This is a genomic window from Streptomyces sp. SDr-06, from assembly GCF_003324565.1.
GTDB lineage: Bacteria > Actinomycetota > Actinomycetes > Streptomycetales > Streptomycetaceae > Streptomyces.
The window spans coordinates 54,800-71,141 of record NZ_QOLA01000020.1; the positions used below are offsets into that span (position 1 = coordinate 54,800).

The window sequence follows — 16,342 nt, forward strand, 5'->3', positions numbered from 1 at the left end:
CGCCCCCGCCCCGCCCCGACCGAGCCCCCACAGAGAGGCACGCACATGCCCGACAGTGAACGGATCGCCCAGCTCCGGCCCTCGTACCGGGCCGAACTGGCCCGCGGCACGGGCCGTTTCTTCCTGCCGGCCCGCACCGACTGCCCCTGGTGCGGGGGCACCCGGCTGCGCGGCAAGTTCCGCACCACGGACCTCATCCAGGGCAAGCCGGGCGAGTTCGTCCTCGACCAGTGCCGCGACTGCGGCCACATCTTCCAGAACCCGAGGCTGAGCCAGCAGGGCCTGGACTTCTACTACCGGGACTTCTACGACGGGCTCGGCGCCGAGACGACCGCCAAGATGTTCGAGGGCAACGGCAGCAAGAAGCGGTTCCGCCGCAGCGCCCGGGCCCTGCGGCGCGTCGCCCTGCCCCGCCGCTGGCTGGACGTCGGCACCTCACTGGGCCACTTCTGCGCCACCGCCAAGGAGGTGCTGCCCGACACCGACTTCGACGGGCTCGACATGAGCGAGGGAGTCGAGCGAGCCGCCAAGGAGGGCCGCGTCCAGGAAGCCCACCGGGGGCTGTTCGTGGACCTCGCCGACGACATGGCGGGCCGATACGACGCGGTCAGCATGTTCCACTACCTGGAGCACACGCTCGACCCGCACCGCGAACTCGCCGCCGCCCACACGGCGTTGAAGCCCGGCGGCCACCTCCTGATAGAGGTGCCCGACCCCGAGTCGCTGTCGGGACGGCTGCTCGGCCGGCTCTGGCTGCCCTGGTTCCAGCCCCAGCACCTGAACATGGTCCCGATGGGCAATCTGTGCCGACGGCTGCGCGAGCTCGGCTTCACCATCGAGGTGGCCGAGCGCCGCGACGCCCACATCCCGGCCGACCTGGTGTGCGCCACCTGGTTCCTGTTCGACCGGCTGCTGCCGCGCGACGACGCACCCTGGTGGCCCCGTCGCCCGGGCCGCGCCGCCCGCGCCCTTCGCCTCGCGCTGGTGTGGGCGGCGCTGCCGGTGCTGATCGCGGTGTACGTCCTCGACCAGCTGATCAGCCCGCTGGCGCGGCGGACCCGCTTCTCCAACGCCTACCGGGTGATCGCCCGCCGCGACGGGTGAGCGTCGAAGCCGCAGGCCCGCCCTGTCCCGTCGAGGGCGTCAGCGGGCGCGCTAGCCACGCAACCGCGGCAGCAGCTGCTTGAACGCGTCCGACGGGAAGAAGCGCAACTCGCCGTCCTTGAACGAGGCGTTGAGCGGGTCCAGCCGGCCGCCGTCCAGCCAGAACACATCCTGACTCAGCACAGCTCCTTGCTCCGCCAGGCCCCGGACCGCGGAGACCAGGGGATCGAGCAGGCCCAGGGCGTCGCCGCCGAGGATCGGCACGGCGTAGAAGCGGTTGTTGCTCGGCATCGCGACGAGCGCGCCGTGCGGCAGCTTCTGTCCCAGCACCTCCTCCAGGCGCAGGACGTGTGCCGCACCCGGCAGGCCGTCCTGGCCGGTCACGACATACAGGGAGGGCCCGCCGCTCTGGCCCGCCACGTCCTCGATCGCCAGGCGGTCGCGTTTCATGTTGCCCAGCGCGCGGACGAGCAGATCGGGGGGCGTGGTGTTCCAGCGCGGTGTGAAGTGGGCGGGAATGGCGGCGGCGGAGGTGCCGGGCGCCCCCATCGCCACCAGGAGCGCGGCCAGGCCCCCGCCGAGCTGAGCGGTGACCGAGTCCGAGCCGAGATCGGCGACCGGGGTGACCACCAGCCGGAGCCGGGAGTCCAGCTCCTGTATGGGGATGTCGGCGAGCTTGCTGCACGGATGGTGATCGGGGCAGCTCGCACCGGAGACCGTGCTGTGCCGCTTCCCTCGCCCGAACAGTGCCATTGCTCTCCCCTGTCGTCGACAACACCATGCGTCTCCTGGATGACGCAGGCGTCCCTGTCGGTGGTTCCGCCCAGGGGCAGGCACCGACCCGAACTCCTTGTCACCGCCGTGAGTTGGGGTCGGCCTCGGCGGACGGCCCCCGTACGACCTCCGAAAGTCATCGGGCGCAGGTGTGACCGGAGGACCCATGGTGCGCAGGGCGCACGCTCCGTCGCGGCTCCGGGCAACGGGTCAGGAGGTGTCCAGGGGGAGGCGGGCCAGGAGGTGGGCTCCCGGTCCGGCGTCCTCGACGTGGAGGGAGCCGCCCAGTTGGGTGGCGATGTCGCGGGCGATGGCCAGGCCGAGGCCGGAGCCGCCCTGGTCGCGGCTGCGGGCGTCGTCGAGCCGTGTGAAGCGCTCGAAGACCCGCTCTCGGTCGGCGGGCGGGATGCCGGGGCCGTCGTCGCCGACTTCCAGCACCGCGGTGCCCCGGGCCTTGTCCACGCGCAGGGAGAGCAGGACGCGGTGATCGGCGTGCCGTTGTGCGTTGTCGAGCAGGTTGGTGACGAGCCGAGCCAGCCGCAGCGCGCTGCCGCGCACGGTGACGTGCGGTGCGATGTCGGTGTCCACGGGGACCCGGTCCAGCTTGCGTGTACGGGCCGCTTCCCGGACGACGTCCGTGAGGTCGACCGCGTCGGAAGGGGGCGCCTGCTCGGTGTCGAGCCGGGCGAGCAGCAACAGGTCGGAGGCCAGGTCCTGGAGTCGTACGGTGTCCTCCAGGGCCCCGCTGACGAGCTCGCCCCACAGGGCGGGGTCTGGATGTGCCTGGGCCACCTCGAGTTGCGTACGGAGCACGGTGATCGGGCTGCGCAGTTCGTGCGAGGCGTCGGCGATGAACTGGCGCTGGCGGACCACGGACGCTTCGAGACGGTCCAGGGTGGTGTTCATCGTGGCGGCGAGCCGGGCGATCTCGTCCTGACTCGGTGGCACGGGTACCCGGCGGCGCAGATCGCGGTCGCTGATCTCGGCGACCTCGGCGCGGATCGCCTCGACGGGGCGCAGGGCCCAGCCCGTGACCCGCCAGGTGACCAGGGCGACGGTGAGGACGAGCAGCGGCACGGCGAAGATGAGCGAGGCCCGGATGAACTCGTCCGCCGCGTCGGCCTCCCGCAGCGATGTTCCCGCGTAGACGGTGACGAGGCCCTTGCTGGTGGCGGTGGTGACCTGGACGACGCGCTGGCGGTGCTCCTCGCGCACCGGCCTGCCGTTCCAGGTGCCTCGTACGGTGCCCGGTGCGCTGGGGCGCGCGGTGGACAGCGCGGGGCGGCCGGCCAGGTTGGGGCTGGCCGCGAGCACCCGCCCGCTGGCGTCGACGACCTGGAGGAAATCGGTGCCGCGGTCGGGTGTCAGCACGGCGTCGAGGCGGCCTGCGGCCGCGAGTCCGGCGGTGACGACGGCTTGTCGTTCGGCGGCGTTCTGGGCGTTGCGCAGCAGGTTGTTCTCAAGCAGCCCGAGCAGCCCGAAGGAGGCGACGCCGAGCGCCAGCGCGACGACCACGGAGGCGCCCAGCGTGGCGCGGGCCCGCACGGACCGGGGCCGCAGCCGCCGGGCGAGACGGCGCGGCATGGCGATGACCCGGTGAACCACGGTGCCGGGCGCGATGTCTGGGCGTCCGTCCCGCTCAGCCACCGTCGGCCGCCAGCCGGTAGCCCGCGCCGCGCACGGTCTCCACCGCGGCCCGCCCGAACGGGGCGTCGATCTTGCGGCGCAGCGCGCTGACGTGGACCTCGACGACGTTGAGGTCGCCCTCGTAGGCGGCGTCCCACACCTGTTCGAGGATCTCCCGCTTGGGCACGACCTCACCGGCGCGCCGGGCCAGATGGACGAGCACGGCGAACTCGCGCGACGTCAGCCGGGCCTCGGTCCCGCCGCGGGTGCAGCGCTGTTTGGCCGGGTCGATCACCAGGTCGCCGAACTCCATGATCTGGGGGCTGCGTCGGCCCGTGCGCCGGACGAGCGCGCGCAGCCGGGCCACGAGGACGACGTACGAGAACGGCTTCGACAGGAAGTCGTCGGCTCCGGTGTCGAGGGCCTCGGCCTCGTCGTACTCGCCGTCCTTCGCGGTCAGCATCAAGATGCCCGACTCGCAGCCCGCGGCGCGCAGCCGGGCGCAGACGCGGTAGCCGTTGATCCCGGGCAGCATGATGTCGAGCACGATGACGTCGTAGTCGTGCTCACCCGCAAGCCACAGGCCCTGCGGCCCGTCGTGGGCGACGTCCACCGAGAAGCCCTCGGCCTGGAGCCCTCGTTGCAGGGCCGCGGCCAGCCGCCGCTCGTCCTCGACCACCAGTACGCGCATGGGGTCAAGGTTCTCAGGTCGCGCCGTCGGCTTGCTGAAGGGTTCTTCAGGTCGCTTCAGCAGAGCTTCAGCATGCTACCCGCATGCTCTGCCCGAGCCGGGCGCGTGTCCGGTGGAACGCGAGGAGCAGTCAGATGACTCAGTCCAACCCCCAGCCTCCCGAGTACCCCGTGGGTCCGGGCGAGGAGGCTGCCGGGCCGACCGGCAAGGCGCCGGGGCGCCGCGGCCGGTTCGCCCGGCTGACCCGCCAGGGGCGCATCCGATGGGTGGCGCTCGGGCTCGTGGTGCTGATCGGCGGCGGTGCGGCGGCCGCGGCGGTGGCGGAGCACCACCACCACGAGGAGCGTGCCGGAGGCCGGTACGCCGCCGAGGGCCGGAGCCACCGGGGCGGTCCGGAGGAGGACGGCCGGGACGGTGCGAAGAAGGCCCGGGAGGCCGGGCGAGGCCGCTGGGGTTCCCTGCCGGGCGCGGTGGTCCAGGCCCCGGCGCCGCTTCCCGCGCTCCCGGCCGCGCAGGCCGTGGACAAGGCCGCGGGTGCCGTTTCCGGCGGCAAGGTGGAATCGCTGTCGGTGGTCGCCCAGCAGGGCGGCGGCAGCGCCTGGCAGGCCGTGGTCCTCGGCCCCGACGGGGTCCGGCACCTGGTGACGCTGGCCGGCGCCGACGGAACGGTCACGAGTAACACCGTCGCCGAGCAGGGCCCGACGACGAGCCGCTGACCGCGCCGTCGCGTGCCGCTCGGCATCCGTCCTCCTGCCGGGACGGATGCCGAGCGGCGCGGAGCCGGGTCAACAACCATGGATTGGCGCCCACTTGAGGGCGGGCGTGCCTTCGCGTGGTCGGCGGGCCTCGGAGGGGATCGCGCCGGTACCCGTCAGCGGCGGGCTTGGATCTTCAGGTTTCCGCGGGTCAGGACGCGGATGTGGTCACTGGCGAGCATGGCGTGCGGGAAGCCGGGATCGATCGCGCTGACCTCGTCCAGGCGCGCCTTCTGGGACGCGGTGAGGTCGACCTCGAGGGCTCCCAGATTCTCCCGCAGCTGCTCGACAGTTCGCGCCCCGATGATGGGCGCTGTCACCTCAGGGTTGTGCAAGGTCCACGCCAGTGCGACCTGTGCGGGGGTCCGGCCCAGTTCCGCCGCGACCTCCTTGACGGCGTCCGCGATGGCGAGGCTGCGCCCGGTCACTCCGCCCAGCGCCTGGTTGAAGCTCCGGCGGGTGCTCTCGGCCTGGTGGGACGCCGGCGCGGTGATGTCCTGGCGGCTGTACTTCCCGGTGAGGATCCCGCCCGCCAAGGGGGACCACAGTACGGTTCCCAGGCCCAGCTCCTGAGCCATCGGCAGGAGATCACGCTCACCGGTGCGTTCGACCAGGTTGTACTCCAGCTGCAGCGCCGTGAGCGGCGCCCAGCCGCGCAGGTCGGCCATCATCTGCATGCGCGAGATCTGCCAGGCCGGGGTGTTGGAGATGGCGACGTAGAGGATCTTGCCCTGGCGTACGAGGTCGTCCAGGCCGCGCAGAATTTCCTCCACGGGCGTGGTGGAGTCCCATACGTGCAGATAGAGCACATCGATGTAGTCGGTGTTCAGCCGACGCAGGCTGGTCTCGACGGAGCGGAACAGGTTCTTTCGGCCCGCGCCCCCGGAGTTGGGGTCATCGGGGCGACGCAGCGTCGTGTACTTGGTCGCCAGGACCAGACTGTCGCGCCGGTCGCGGGTGAATTCGCCGAGCATGCGCTCGGAGGTGCCGTTGGTATAGGTGACCGCCGTGTCGATGAAATTCCCCCCGCGCTCGACGTAGAGGTCGAACAGTTTCCGCGCCTCGTCCTGCTCCGCACCCCAGCCCCAGTCGTTGCCGAAGGTGGCCGCGCCGAGCGCGAGCGGTGAGACCCGCAGGCCGGAACGTCCCAGCTGCCGGTAGGTGTCGAGCGTGAGCGTCATCGTGTGCTCCTGTGCGGTTGTGGTGCTTGGCGTGTGCCGCTTCCGGGCTGGTCGCAGGCCCGTGGATGTTCAGGCGGGGTCAAGCCCCTTCGAGTGGGAGCGGGGCGGCACCGCCATCGGCGCGCCGCGTCCCCCGGTGGTGAGGCTGTAGGCATGGCAAACCCCTCGTCACTGAAGAAGGGGGAGCACCCGCAACCGGGGACCTCCCCACTTGACACACCGTACACTGAACCGGGGACCTCCCCGCAACGGCTTCCGAGACTTGTCCGACACTCACGATCGCGAAGGTCATGACACCTCCACGCAGCACCCTGCGCGCCGACGCGCAGCGCAACCGCGAGCAGCTGATCGCCACGGCCGCCGAAGCCTTCGCATCCGGACGGGCGATCTCGCTGGACGCGATCGCCAAGCGCGCGGGAGTGGGGAACGCCACCCTGTACCGGCACTTCCCTACCCGGGAGGACCTGGTCGAAGAGGTCTACCGGGACCAGATCCGCCCCCTGCGCGATGACGCGCACACCCTGCTGGCCACCGAGCCGCCCGCACAGGCCCTCCACGCGTGGATGCTGCGCTTCGCCGACTGGGCCGGTGAACGACGCGGCATCTGCGAGGCCCTGGTCGCCATGAGCGCTTCCGGCCGCTTCGGCACCGGACCGGTGTGCGACGAGGTTCAGCAGATCCTGGCGACGCTGCTCCAGGCCGGCTCCGCGAGAGGGGAGCTGCGACCCGACATCGACCCGGCCGACGTGGGCAGCATCCTCGCCGGATTGCTCTCCGTGGCAGGCGCGCCCGAGCAGCGCCCCCAGCTGAACCGCATGCTGGCCGTCGTCGTCGACGGACTCAGGCCGCGCTAGGCGTTCGCGAGCCCCCGTACGCGCAGCGGTCGTTTCGCCGGCCGCGGCGCCCACTTCGGCAAGGCATCGGCGGCGTGCCGCGGCCACCAACGTGCCGAAGCGGTACGGCAGAAGGCGGGCAAGCGGCGGTATTCGACGCGGCTCCGCTGCGCGTCCTCACCTCACCGCGCCCAGATCCCACGCGGCCGACGTGGGCGAGCTGCCGGAAACGGATCGCTCAGACCGTGGAACCCCGAAGGGACCCCGTCGCGAAGGCGAGAATGTCGGGCGCCGCGTCGAGCAGGCTCGGAAAGTGACGGTGCACGCCCTGGACGGGTGCCGGGGTGTTGACGCCCCAGACCGTCATGTTGGCTCGCAGGCCGGACTCGACACCGGACGGCGCGTCTTCGATGACCAGGCACTCTTCCGGCTTCGCGCCGAGACGCCGTGCGGCCAGCAGGTAGGGGGCCGGCGACGGTTTGCCTTCCTCCACGGCGGCGGCGTCCACGAGCACGGCCGGGACGGGCAGTTCGGTGCGGGCGAACCGACCGCGCACCCGGTGCTCGTAGTTCGAGGTGACCAGTGCCCAACGGCCGGAGGGCAAGCCGTTCAGTAGCTCCGGTGCGCCGTCGAACGCGGCGTAGGCACCGGACCGGACATCTTCGTCCTCGAGTTCATGCAACGCGGCCAGGCACTGCCGCGGGTCTCGCTCCGGGGCCACCGTCGCGAAGGTCTCCATGGGTCGCGTCCGCAGCGCGACCTCGTGGACCGAGGCGGCGTCGAGTCCGTATCTCCTCGCCCACATCTCCCAGACCCGACGCTGGTTGGCCACCGCGTCGATCAACGTCCCGTCGACATCGAAGAGGACATACCGCGCGGAGCCCGGGCGGAGCGGTTCGCTGGTCACGTCGCGATCATGCCATCCGGCCGAGGGGCCGCCGGGTGCGGGGCTGCACTTGGCGAGTGGGCCTGGGCCCGATCACCTGTCAGTTCTTCTTCAGCTCCTGGGCGAGCATCACAAGGATGCCGCTGGGACCGCGGACGTAGGTGAGCTTGTAGATGTCCTCGTAGGTCGCCACACCGCGCAGGGGATGGCATCCGTGCCGCGCGGCCGTCTCAAGGGCTTCGTCGATGTCGTCGACGGAGAAGGCGACGCGATGCATGCCGATGTCGTTGGGACGAGTGGGCTCCGACTCGATCGCCTCCGGGTGGATGTATTCGAAGAGCTCAAGGCGACCCTGCCCGTCCGGTGTCTGCAGCATCGCGATCTTGGCGTGATTGCCATCAAGGCCTACGGCGGTGTCCGTCCAGTCGCCACTCACCGTGTCCCGGCCGACCACCGTGAGGCCGAGGTCGGTGAAGAAGGAGATCGTTGCTTCGAGGTCACGCACGGCGATGCCGACGTTCTCAAGTCTGATGGCCATGCGGCGCATGCTACCGACGCGGCACGGGCCCGCGTGTCCTTTGTGATGCGGGCTCGTTGACGCGGTGATGCCGAAGACACCCCCAGCACCCCGAGAAACTCGCAGGGACGGCGCGCCCGTGGTCGTCATCGGAGCCGGGCCCAGCGGCCTGGCTGTCGCGGCGACGGTGCGCCGGACAGGTGTTCCGGTCGTGGTGGTGGAGCGCGGGGAACAGGTGGGCGTGAGCTGGGCGCAGCGCTATGACCACCTGCGGCTGCACACCGCCCGGGGCGGATCACGGTTGCCCGGCCTCGCACTGCCTCGCCGGTTTGGCTCATGGGTGGCGCGCGACGACTTCGTCCAGTACCTGGAGCGCTACCGCGAACACCATCGCCTGGAGGTACGCCTGGCGACCCGGGCGCGACGGATCGAGGCCGCTGCCGCATCCGGTACGGGAGGCCCGTACTGGAAAGTGCAGACCGGTGACGAGACCATCGCGGCACGGGCGGTGGTGGTGGCCACCGGGCGCTGCCACACCCCGCACGTGCCCGACTGGCCCGGACGCGACTCGTTCAGCGGCGACTTCCTGCACTCGGCCGACTACCGCAGCCCCGCGCCCTACCGAGGGCGCTCGGTCCTGGTGGTGGGCGCCGGGAACAGCGGCACCGAGATCGCCGGCGTGCTGGCCCAAGCCGGGGCGAGGAAGGTGTGGATCGCGTTGCGGACCCCGCCGAACATCCTGCCGCGCAGCTCCAGCCGCTGGCACACCGTCGGACGCATGACGGAGTTCCTGCCTCTGTCCTGGCGTGACCGTTCCGCTCTGCTGATGCAGCGCTGCGCGGTTGGCGACCTCACCTCCTACGGCGTGGCGCGGCCCACCGCCGGGCCGTTCACGCGCAACGCGCGCGAGGGGAACAACCCCGTGCTGGACCACGGCTTCGTCAAGTCGGTGCGGGCCCGTATGGTCCAGCCCGTGGCTGCCGTAACCGCCTTTGACGGGCGGCGAGTTGTGTTGGCCGACGGCTCTCATCTGGTCCCGGACGCCGTGATCGCCGCAACCGGCTACCGCCCCCATCTCGAGTCGCTGCTGCCCGGCCCCGACCTGCTCGACGCGCTCGGTCGGCCGGCCGCGCACGGCGCGCGGACGATCCCCGCCGCGCCCCATCTGTACTTCGCGGGGTTCACCAACCCCCTCAGTGGCGCCCTGCACCAGGCCGGCGTCGAGGCCCGCGCCATCGCCCGTGCGATCGCGGCCCCGTACCCGTCCATGCCCGGACAACGCAGCGGCACCTCCAACTCCGCGTCGGGAACGCTGAGTTCCGCCCCATGACAGCACGAGGTCCGTACCCGGCACAGCCCGGCGAAGGACAGCACGGCCCGGCGCACACGCTGCTGCCCCACCTGCGGTTCGCCGGACGCCCATCGCACCGCGACAGCGCCCGGGCACAGACCGCGACACCGGTTCCCGCGCAGCACAGACCGCCGACGGCGAGGACCCGGGAGACGAGCGTCGGTCCACCCCGGTTGCTGCTGAGCGACATCAGCAAGTCCTACGGGCCCATCCAGGTCCTCGACGGCGTCGACCTCACGGTGCCACCGGGCGCCCTGGTGGGCGTGGCGGGGGAGAACGGGACGGGCAAGAGCACCTTGCTGCGCATCGCCGTAGGGCAGCTGGCACCCGACCGCGGCAGCATCGCGCGGTCGGGCGTCCTCGGCTACTGTCCACAGCGGATCCACCTGGACGACACCCTGACCGTGGCCCAGCACCTGCGGCTGTTCCAGGCCGCCTACCGGCTCGCTGACCTCGACCGGGCCGGTGAACTCCTCGATGTGCTGAACTTCGCCGACAGTCGGCATCAGCGCCTGGGCCGGCTCAGCGGTGGCACCCGCCAGAAGCTCAACCTCACGCTCGCCCTGATGCACACTCCCGACCTGCTGATCCTGGACGAACCCCACCAGGGCTTCGACTGGACCACCTATGAGCGCTTCTGGGCCCTGGTGAATCAACTCCGCGGCGACGGTTGCGCGATCGTCGTCGTCTCTCATCTCCTGCACGACCAGGCGCGCTTCGACACCATCCACCACCTCCGCGCCGGTCGTCTCACACCGCTTCCGCAAGGAGAACCCCGATGAGGCCGTGGACCACGGCGTTTGTGGTGGCGCTGCGCCTGACCCTGCTCGGACACGTGCACAACCGCCTGGCCGTCCTGATGGCCGTCGTCTTCATCCCGGGGTGGGTGTGGATCGGAGGGGCATCGCTGTCGCACACTCCCTTGACGTTCCGCCTGGACGTCCTCGACGTCCAGGTCGTCAGCGACGTCAGCAAGGCGACTCAGATCACCAGCTCCCTGCCCGGTGCCGCCACGGTGATCGGCTTCATGATGTTCATGACGACATTCAAGGCCCGGGAGATGGACCAGCGGCTCGTTCTCGCCGGCTACCCCCGCACCGCGCTCACCCTCGCCCGATTCACCGCCATGATCGCCGTCGCCGCCCTGCTCGCAGTGCAGATCACGGTGGTACTCCGTCTGACCGTGGGGGCTCCGCAGCCCGGGATGCTCTGGCTGGCGGGCTGGGCCGCGGCACTGGCCTACGGGGGCATCGGCACCCTGCTCGGCGCGTCGCTGCGCAGCGAGCTGAGCGGGTTGTTCGTCGTGATCGCGTGCATCTTCGTCGAACTCACCCTGCAGAACCCGCTGACCAACCCGCGCGCGGACCAGCCATGGCTGGTCCTGCTGCCCCTGTTCGGGCCGAGCCAGACCACGGCCGCCGCCGCATTCACCCGCACCGGCCCCGGCCTCTCCTACGCGGCGCTCGGCGTTTTGTGGTGCCTGGTCACCAGCGGTGCCGCGGCTGTGGTCCTGGCCGTGCGTACCCGCGGGTGCAGCCCGGTCACTTCGCCGACGGGCCGCTCCCCACGCCTGCCATCGCCCCACGCCGCCGTCGAGACCGGGTACAGCCCGGCCCGCACGCGGCGGGCATCGGAGACCACCTGACGCCAGGCACCGTGCGCGCCCTGATCCCTGGGGCCCACCACGCCGCGGGTCCCAGAGCCGGCCCTTACGCGCTGCTCCGGGTCATCCGCTGATCTACACGCAAGTAACATCCAGGCCATGTCAATAAGCACCAGGCTGGAAGGGTCGGTCAAAGCAGGGCTCGCGCTGCTGGCCGTCGCCGCACTCGCCGCCACGCTGAACCGAGCGACGCACACCGACGAGGGCGCCGCGAACTGGATCTCGTACTTCACCAATCTCTCGAATTTGTTCGGTGTCGCCGTCCTCCTGACCGGTGCGGTCGCCTTGTTGTGGGGCACCCGCCCCGTTCCGGACCTGGTGCGGGGCGCCGCCACCCTCTATCTGGTGATCACCGGAGCGGTCTACTGGAGCCTGCTGGCCGGAACCATCGACGCGAACACGATCATCTGGGCCAACGACGTCGTGCACGGTGTCATGCCGGCCGTCTTCCTCGCCGACTGGCTCCTGCGCCCTCCGCTGCGCCGTATTCCGTGGACCAAGGCCCTCCCGTGGCTGGCCTTCCCGCTGCTCTACCTCGCCTACTCGCTGCTGCGTGGCCCGAGCGCGGGCTGGTACCCGTACGACTTCCTCGACCCCCGCAACCCGGGAGGCTACGGGCACGTGGCGACCTGGTCGGTGATCATCACGCTGGCGTTCAGCGTGGTGGCGTCTCTGCTCGTCCTCTACGCCAACGCGCGGCGCAAGAGCGGCACGACCGGCGGCACGGGCGGCATCGGGGAGCGAGACGGACGGGACCAGGAACTGACGGTGGCCTGAGAGCGGTCGGGCAGGAAGGCCTGACCCCGGCGGTGGTGTTCAGGCCCCGAGGGCCTCATCGAGGCGAGCTAAGCCGGTGGACCGTTCGGCGCTGGGGCAGGGACCCGGGGCGTCCGGCCCTGTCCCGGCCGGTCGGGCGGCCACGGCAGGCGCCCGGGAGGTGACTCTCGGGGGGGCCTGGGGTTGTCCCCACCCCGGCCCGGGTGGTCGCCCCATCGTGCCGCGCTCCACGCCCCGGACACCATGGGGGTGGCGCGGGACGACGCGTCGACCCGAGGACGACGCGTGGCGCTGGACCGGGACCGAACTCACCACCGGGGACGCTCACATGACCTCATATCCACGTGTGTCGGCCGGTCTGCTCGCACTGGTCGCGGTGGTCGGCGGCGCGGCGGCCGCGCAGGGCGACGACGGCTCGGCGCGGCAGAACGCGGCACACGCGACCCCCGTTCATGCCGCCGCCGACGCCCCCCGGCTCCGTGAACTCCTGCACCAGCTGACCACGACGGACGGCGCTCCCGGTGCGCTCCTAGCAGTGGCGGACCGGTCCGGGGCCACCGTGCTGACCAGTGGCGTCGCCGATGTGAAGAGCCGCGCGCCGATGCGCGGCGACAGCCGGTTCCGGATCGGCAGCATGACCAAGCCGTTCGTGGCGACCGTCGTGCTCCAGCTGGTGGGGGAGGGCCGCGTGTCCCTCGACGCACCGGTGGAGCGCTATCTGCCGGGCATCGTGCGGGGCCACGGCAATGACGGACGACGGATCACCGTCCGCCAGCTGCTCCAGCACACCAGTGGCATCCCGGACTATCTGGACTCCCTTCAGCCGCAGGACGTCCTCAACAACCCCCTGGCGCACTACGAACCCCGTGACCTGGTGAAGCTCGCGCTCGCCCACCCTCCCACGTTCGCACCAGGCACCGGCTGGAGCTATTCCAACACCGGCTACGTGCTGGCCGGCATGCTCATCGAGCGGGTGACCGGCCACCCGTACGGCGACGAGATCCGCCGACGCGTCATCGAACCGCTCCACCTGCGTCAGACGTCCGTCCCGGGCGACGACACGGAGATGCGCGGGCCCCACCCGCGCGGCTATGCCCGGCCGGGCGAGGACGCGCCGCTCCAGGACATCACCGCGCTCAACCCCACGCTCGCGGGCGCGAGCGGCTCGATGATCTCCAGCGGCGCCGACTTCAACCGCTTCCTGGACGGACTCGTGCACGGCAAGCTGCTCCGGCCCGCCCAGCTCCACGAGATGATGAGGACCCGCCCGACCGGAAGCCCGGACGGCGGGGCCTACGGCCTCGGCCTGGAGAGTCACCCCCTGCCGTGCGGCGGCCTCGCCTGGGGTCACGACGGTGGGGTGCCGGGCTATCAGACGACGGGCGCTGCCGCCGCCGACCGTCAGGCCACGGTGATGGTGAATCTCTACCCGGGCGGTACCGATGCCCAGAACGCCGACATGACGTCCGCCGTCCGGACCGCACTCTGTGACGACGGCCGCGCTCCGGGGGCGCGCCCGAAACAGCGGTAGTCCGGGACGGGCATCGGCGGCCCGTGAAGGTGCCCCGCCCGTTCGCCCGGGGGCGGGCCGGAGCCTGCTCCGATCACGTGGGGCCGACCAATGCACCGGGGTGCCGCCGGAAGACCGCAACGGAGCGACCGCTCCGGACTATGCCTCGGCCGGGGCGATGAGTTTGCCCGCTGCCTGAGGTCTCCCTTTTGACACTCCAGTCCCGACGGGGCGGGAGGTCAAGCGTCCCCCTACGACGGAGGAGAGGTGGAGACCAGAATGGATCACCCGATTCGGCTGTACATGTCGATGTCGCTCGACGGCTACATCGCCGGTCCGGACGATCGACCGGGCCAGGAGCTCGGGCGCGCCGGTGGACGTCTGTTCAACTGGCTCGACGACCGGGAATCCGACGGGCCCAGCGGCCAGATCTACCGCGAGGCGCTGGAGACCGGCGCGCTGATCTCCGGCCGTCGGACGTTCGAACTCGCCAAACGCTGGCAGGGCGACCATCATGACGGCGTGCCCATCTTCGTCCTCACCCACCATGTGGACGACGGTGACGTGCCACCCGGCCACGCGCGATTCGTCACCGACGTCGAGGACTGCGCGCGGCAGGCCCGTGCGGCGGCCGGGGACCGACCGGTCATGGTCCATGGGGCGGGCGCGGCTCAGGCGCTCCTGCGAGCCGGGCACCTCGACGAGATGGAGATCCACCTGATTCCCGTGCTTCTCGGAGCCGGCCGACGCCTGTTCGAGCACCTCGGTAGCGATCACATCGAACTCGACCTCGTCCGACGGCTCGACGGCCGGGATGTCACGCACCTGCGTTACCGGGTGCGCCGATGCGGGGAGGCCGCGTGAAGACGCTCTTCGTCTCCTACCGTGTCACCGACCTGGACCGTTCCCTCGGCTTCTACACCGCTCTGGGCTATGGGGAACTGGGCAGGATCGAGGGAGGCGACGCGGGCCGGCTCGCGATCCTCAGCTTCCCCGGCGAACCGGCGGCCTCGCTCGAACTGGTCCACCGCCCTGATGGCGGGCGCGTCGACGTGGGCACGGGCTTCGACCACCTGGCGATCCAGGTGGACACGCTGACCGACACCCTGGAACGGCTGGCCGACGCGGGCCTGGAGCCCGGGCCCGTCCAGTACCCGGGTGGTCCTCGCGGCCCGAAGACCGCATGGCTCACCGACCCGGACGGCTACCGGATCGAGTTGGTGCAGTGGCCGCCCGGGCATCCCGATGGCATCACGGCCGCGGACTTCTCCTGAGCGGTACGGCGAGCGGAGGCAGGAGCTCGCTCCGGCAAGGCGGCGCTCAGTCCGAGGCCGCCTCGCCGACGGGGAAGGACCGCACCGCCTTCCGGCACCAGCCGTTGGGCAGAGCCCGACGGGTCCGGTGGTGCGCCTCGTCGCGCATGTACGCCAACACCCCTTCCAATATGCTCCGTTGACGGTTGACGGTTGACGTCGGGTGTTCAGGTGTCCTGACGCTTGGATGATCCGGTGCGGTCCACCCGTCGGCTCCCACAGTGCCCGTGCCCGCATGTGCGGGTTCCTCGGGGACGCTGTCGCGCCGGTGCCCGTGGAGCGTGGCAAGGCATCAGTGGGGTGGCACCCGCGCGAGCTGGGGTGTCGTGGGCTCGCTTCCGGAGAGTGTGTAGGAAGGTACCGCTATGTCCCTCGTCAAGCGGGGCGGGAAGTGCGCAAGGGCCCTCGACCTCGGTATCCGCAGGAGGTACCGCCGCACAGCGATGCGGAGCACGCTGATGCGGTGCCGGGCCAGGCGGAAGCGGGCTGGTGCGCGGGTGTCCCCGGGCGCCGACCCCGGCAACAGCATGGTCCGTGCCCGCGTCCGGCGGGGCGGCGCGCGATGGTGGACGACATCGGTGGTGGGCACATGGTTGGGCGAGACGCCGTGCCGAGTTTCCGCGGCGCGCCCGGCGGACCGAGGCGTGACGGTTCGGCGTTCGGCCGTCGGGCAGCGGCCGGATGTCTGGTCGCGGGAGCTGTGGCGTACAACGACTGGCTTCTGCAGTTCTGGGTGGCGACGGGGCTGGACCAAGGGGACTCCTACGTCAGTGAGGCCTTCGCCGCGGACCAGCCCCATCGTGTGCTGTTCAGCGCGGTGGAGGTGGGCACGGCCGTCTTGGTGGTGACCGCGGCGTGTCTGGGCGTGAGGACGCGGCCAGGGAGTTGGCCCCTCGTGGGGTGGGGCGCGCTGGCGATGTTCGGGGCATGTTCGCTCGTGGACGTGGCGTTTCCGATACCGTGCGCGCCCTCGCTTGAGGCGGGGTGCCCGGTGGACAGTGTGGCGCATACGCTGACGAGCGGCCTGGTGCATTTCACACTGTTCGCTTCGATGGCCGCCTTCGTGATCGCCAGGCGGTCGGGTTCCGCTGAACGTGTGTGGGCGGGACGTTGGGCGTGCTGGCTGCTGCCGGTGTCCTTGGCTTCGGCTGTCCTGTCTGCCGGCCCGTACGTCGGCCTGCCCGGCGGGCAGGGAATGGCGCAGCGGGTTCACCTGATCACCGTGGGCCTGTGGCTGGGGCTGTTGGCGGTCTCGCTGAGGCAGGACATTACGCCGAGTACCTCACCGGACCCTGGAGCGGTGAAGGGCCGGCGCACGTGCCCGTGAGGAGGGCTGCTCCGGTTGGGCCCGCGACCATCTG

The 16,342-nt window shown here is 71.2% G+C and carries 17 protein-coding genes; 11 read left to right on the top strand and 6 right to left on the bottom strand.

Features of this window, described 5'->3' with window-relative positions; genetic code table 11:
- Positions 1-45: 45 nt before the first annotated feature.
- Positions 46-1,104 (top strand): class I SAM-dependent methyltransferase, encoded by a 1,059-nt coding sequence (locus DT019_RS30355; RefSeq protein ID WP_114040163.1) that lies wholly within the window; start codon positions 46-48, stop codon positions 1,102-1,104.
- Positions 1,105-1,155: 51 nt separating this feature from the next.
- On the opposite strand, the gene DT019_RS30360 is transcribed toward DT019_RS30355, so the two are convergent.
- The 3 genes from DT019_RS30360 to DT019_RS30370 all read right to left on the bottom strand — a co-directional run bounded on the left by DT019_RS30360 (position 1,156) and on the right by DT019_RS30370 (position 4,195).
- On the bottom strand, positions 1,156-1,857 hold the full coding sequence (locus DT019_RS30360) for a hypothetical protein (protein ID WP_114040164.1): 702 nt from the start codon (positions 1,855-1,857) through the stop codon (positions 1,156-1,158).
- 231 nt (positions 1,858-2,088) lie between these two features.
- Entirely contained in the window at positions 2,089-3,525 is a 1,437-nt protein-coding gene (locus tag DT019_RS30365) for a sensor histidine kinase (RefSeq protein WP_223279838.1), read from the bottom strand.
- A complete protein-coding gene (locus DT019_RS30370) occupies positions 3,518-4,195 on the bottom strand; it encodes a response regulator transcription factor (RefSeq protein WP_114040165.1) in 678 nt (225 codons plus the stop codon). Before DT019_RS30370 ends, DT019_RS30365 begins: the two co-directional genes overlap by 8 nt.
- A gap of 134 nt (positions 4,196-4,329) precedes the next feature.
- Here DT019_RS30370 and DT019_RS30375 point away from each other — a divergent pair, with 134 nt between their 5' ends.
- Entirely contained in the window at positions 4,330-4,911 is a 582-nt protein-coding gene (locus DT019_RS30375; RefSeq protein WP_114040166.1) for a hypothetical protein, read from the top strand.
- 155 nt (positions 4,912-5,066) lie between these two features.
- Here DT019_RS30375 and DT019_RS30380 read toward each other — a convergent pair whose 3' ends face one another.
- Positions 5,067-6,131, bottom strand: a complete 1,065-nt coding sequence (locus DT019_RS30380) for an aldo/keto reductase (protein ID WP_114040167.1) — start codon at positions 6,129-6,131, stop codon at positions 5,067-5,069.
- A gap of 290 nt (positions 6,132-6,421) precedes the next feature.
- Here DT019_RS30380 and DT019_RS30385 point away from each other — a divergent pair, with 290 nt between their 5' ends.
- Positions 6,422-6,985 (top strand): TetR/AcrR family transcriptional regulator, encoded by a 564-nt coding sequence (locus tag DT019_RS30385; protein ID WP_114040168.1) that lies wholly within the window; start codon positions 6,422-6,424, stop codon positions 6,983-6,985.
- A 217-nt stretch (positions 6,986-7,202) separates the two neighbouring features.
- Here the strand turns inward: DT019_RS30385 and DT019_RS30390 are convergent, their stop codons facing one another.
- Both DT019_RS30390 and DT019_RS30395 read right to left on the bottom strand, forming a co-directional pair.
- Positions 7,203-7,871 (bottom strand): HAD family hydrolase, encoded by a 669-nt coding sequence (locus tag DT019_RS30390; protein WP_114040169.1) that lies wholly within the window; start codon positions 7,869-7,871, stop codon positions 7,203-7,205.
- 79 nt (positions 7,872-7,950) lie between these two features.
- The gene (locus DT019_RS30395) at positions 7,951-8,388 is read right to left on the bottom strand and encodes a VOC family protein (RefSeq protein ID WP_114040254.1); all 438 of its coding nucleotides are present in this window, start codon (positions 8,386-8,388) and stop codon (positions 7,951-7,953) included.
- Positions 8,389-8,506: 118 nt separating this feature from the next.
- On the opposite strand from DT019_RS30395, the gene DT019_RS30400 reads away from it, so the two are divergent.
- The 8 genes from DT019_RS30400 to DT019_RS39865 all read left to right on the top strand — a co-directional run bounded on the left by DT019_RS30400 (position 8,507) and on the right by DT019_RS39865 (position 16,308).
- Positions 8,507-9,697 carry a flavin-containing monooxygenase gene (locus tag DT019_RS30400; RefSeq protein ID WP_223279839.1) on the top strand — a complete coding sequence of 397 codons (1,191 nt, stop codon included), beginning with the start codon at positions 8,507-8,509 and terminating at the stop codon, positions 9,695-9,697.
- On the top strand, positions 9,694-10,500 hold the full coding sequence (locus DT019_RS30405) for an ABC transporter ATP-binding protein (protein ID WP_114040171.1): 807 nt from the start codon (positions 9,694-9,696) through the stop codon (positions 10,498-10,500). Before DT019_RS30400 ends, DT019_RS30405 begins: the two co-directional genes overlap by 4 nt.
- Positions 10,497-11,363, top strand: coding sequence for a hypothetical protein (locus DT019_RS30410; protein WP_114040172.1), 867 nt, complete (start codon positions 10,497-10,499; stop codon positions 11,361-11,363). The genes DT019_RS30405 and DT019_RS30410 overlap by 4 nt, the downstream gene beginning before the upstream one ends.
- A 117-nt stretch (positions 11,364-11,480) precedes the next feature.
- Positions 11,481-12,158, top strand: a complete 678-nt coding sequence (locus DT019_RS30415) for a Pr6Pr family membrane protein (protein WP_114040173.1) — start codon at positions 11,481-11,483, stop codon at positions 12,156-12,158.
- Positions 12,159-12,486: 328 nt separating this feature from the next.
- Complete coding sequence (locus DT019_RS30420; protein WP_114040174.1) at positions 12,487-13,689, top strand: serine hydrolase domain-containing protein; 1,203 nt, start codon at positions 12,487-12,489, stop codon at positions 13,687-13,689.
- Between the two features lie 258 nt (positions 13,690-13,947).
- Complete coding sequence (locus tag DT019_RS30425) at positions 13,948-14,532, top strand: dihydrofolate reductase family protein (RefSeq protein WP_114040175.1); 585 nt, start codon at positions 13,948-13,950, stop codon at positions 14,530-14,532.
- Entirely contained in the window at positions 14,529-14,942 is a 414-nt protein-coding gene (locus DT019_RS30430; RefSeq protein WP_114040176.1) for a VOC family protein, read from the top strand. Before DT019_RS30425 ends, DT019_RS30430 begins: the two co-directional genes overlap by 4 nt.
- 739 nt (positions 14,943-15,681) lie before the next feature.
- A complete protein-coding gene (locus DT019_RS39865; RefSeq protein ID WP_189390071.1) occupies positions 15,682-16,308 on the top strand; it encodes a DUF998 domain-containing protein in 627 nt (208 codons plus the stop codon).
- Positions 16,309-16,342: the final 34 nt, after the last annotated feature.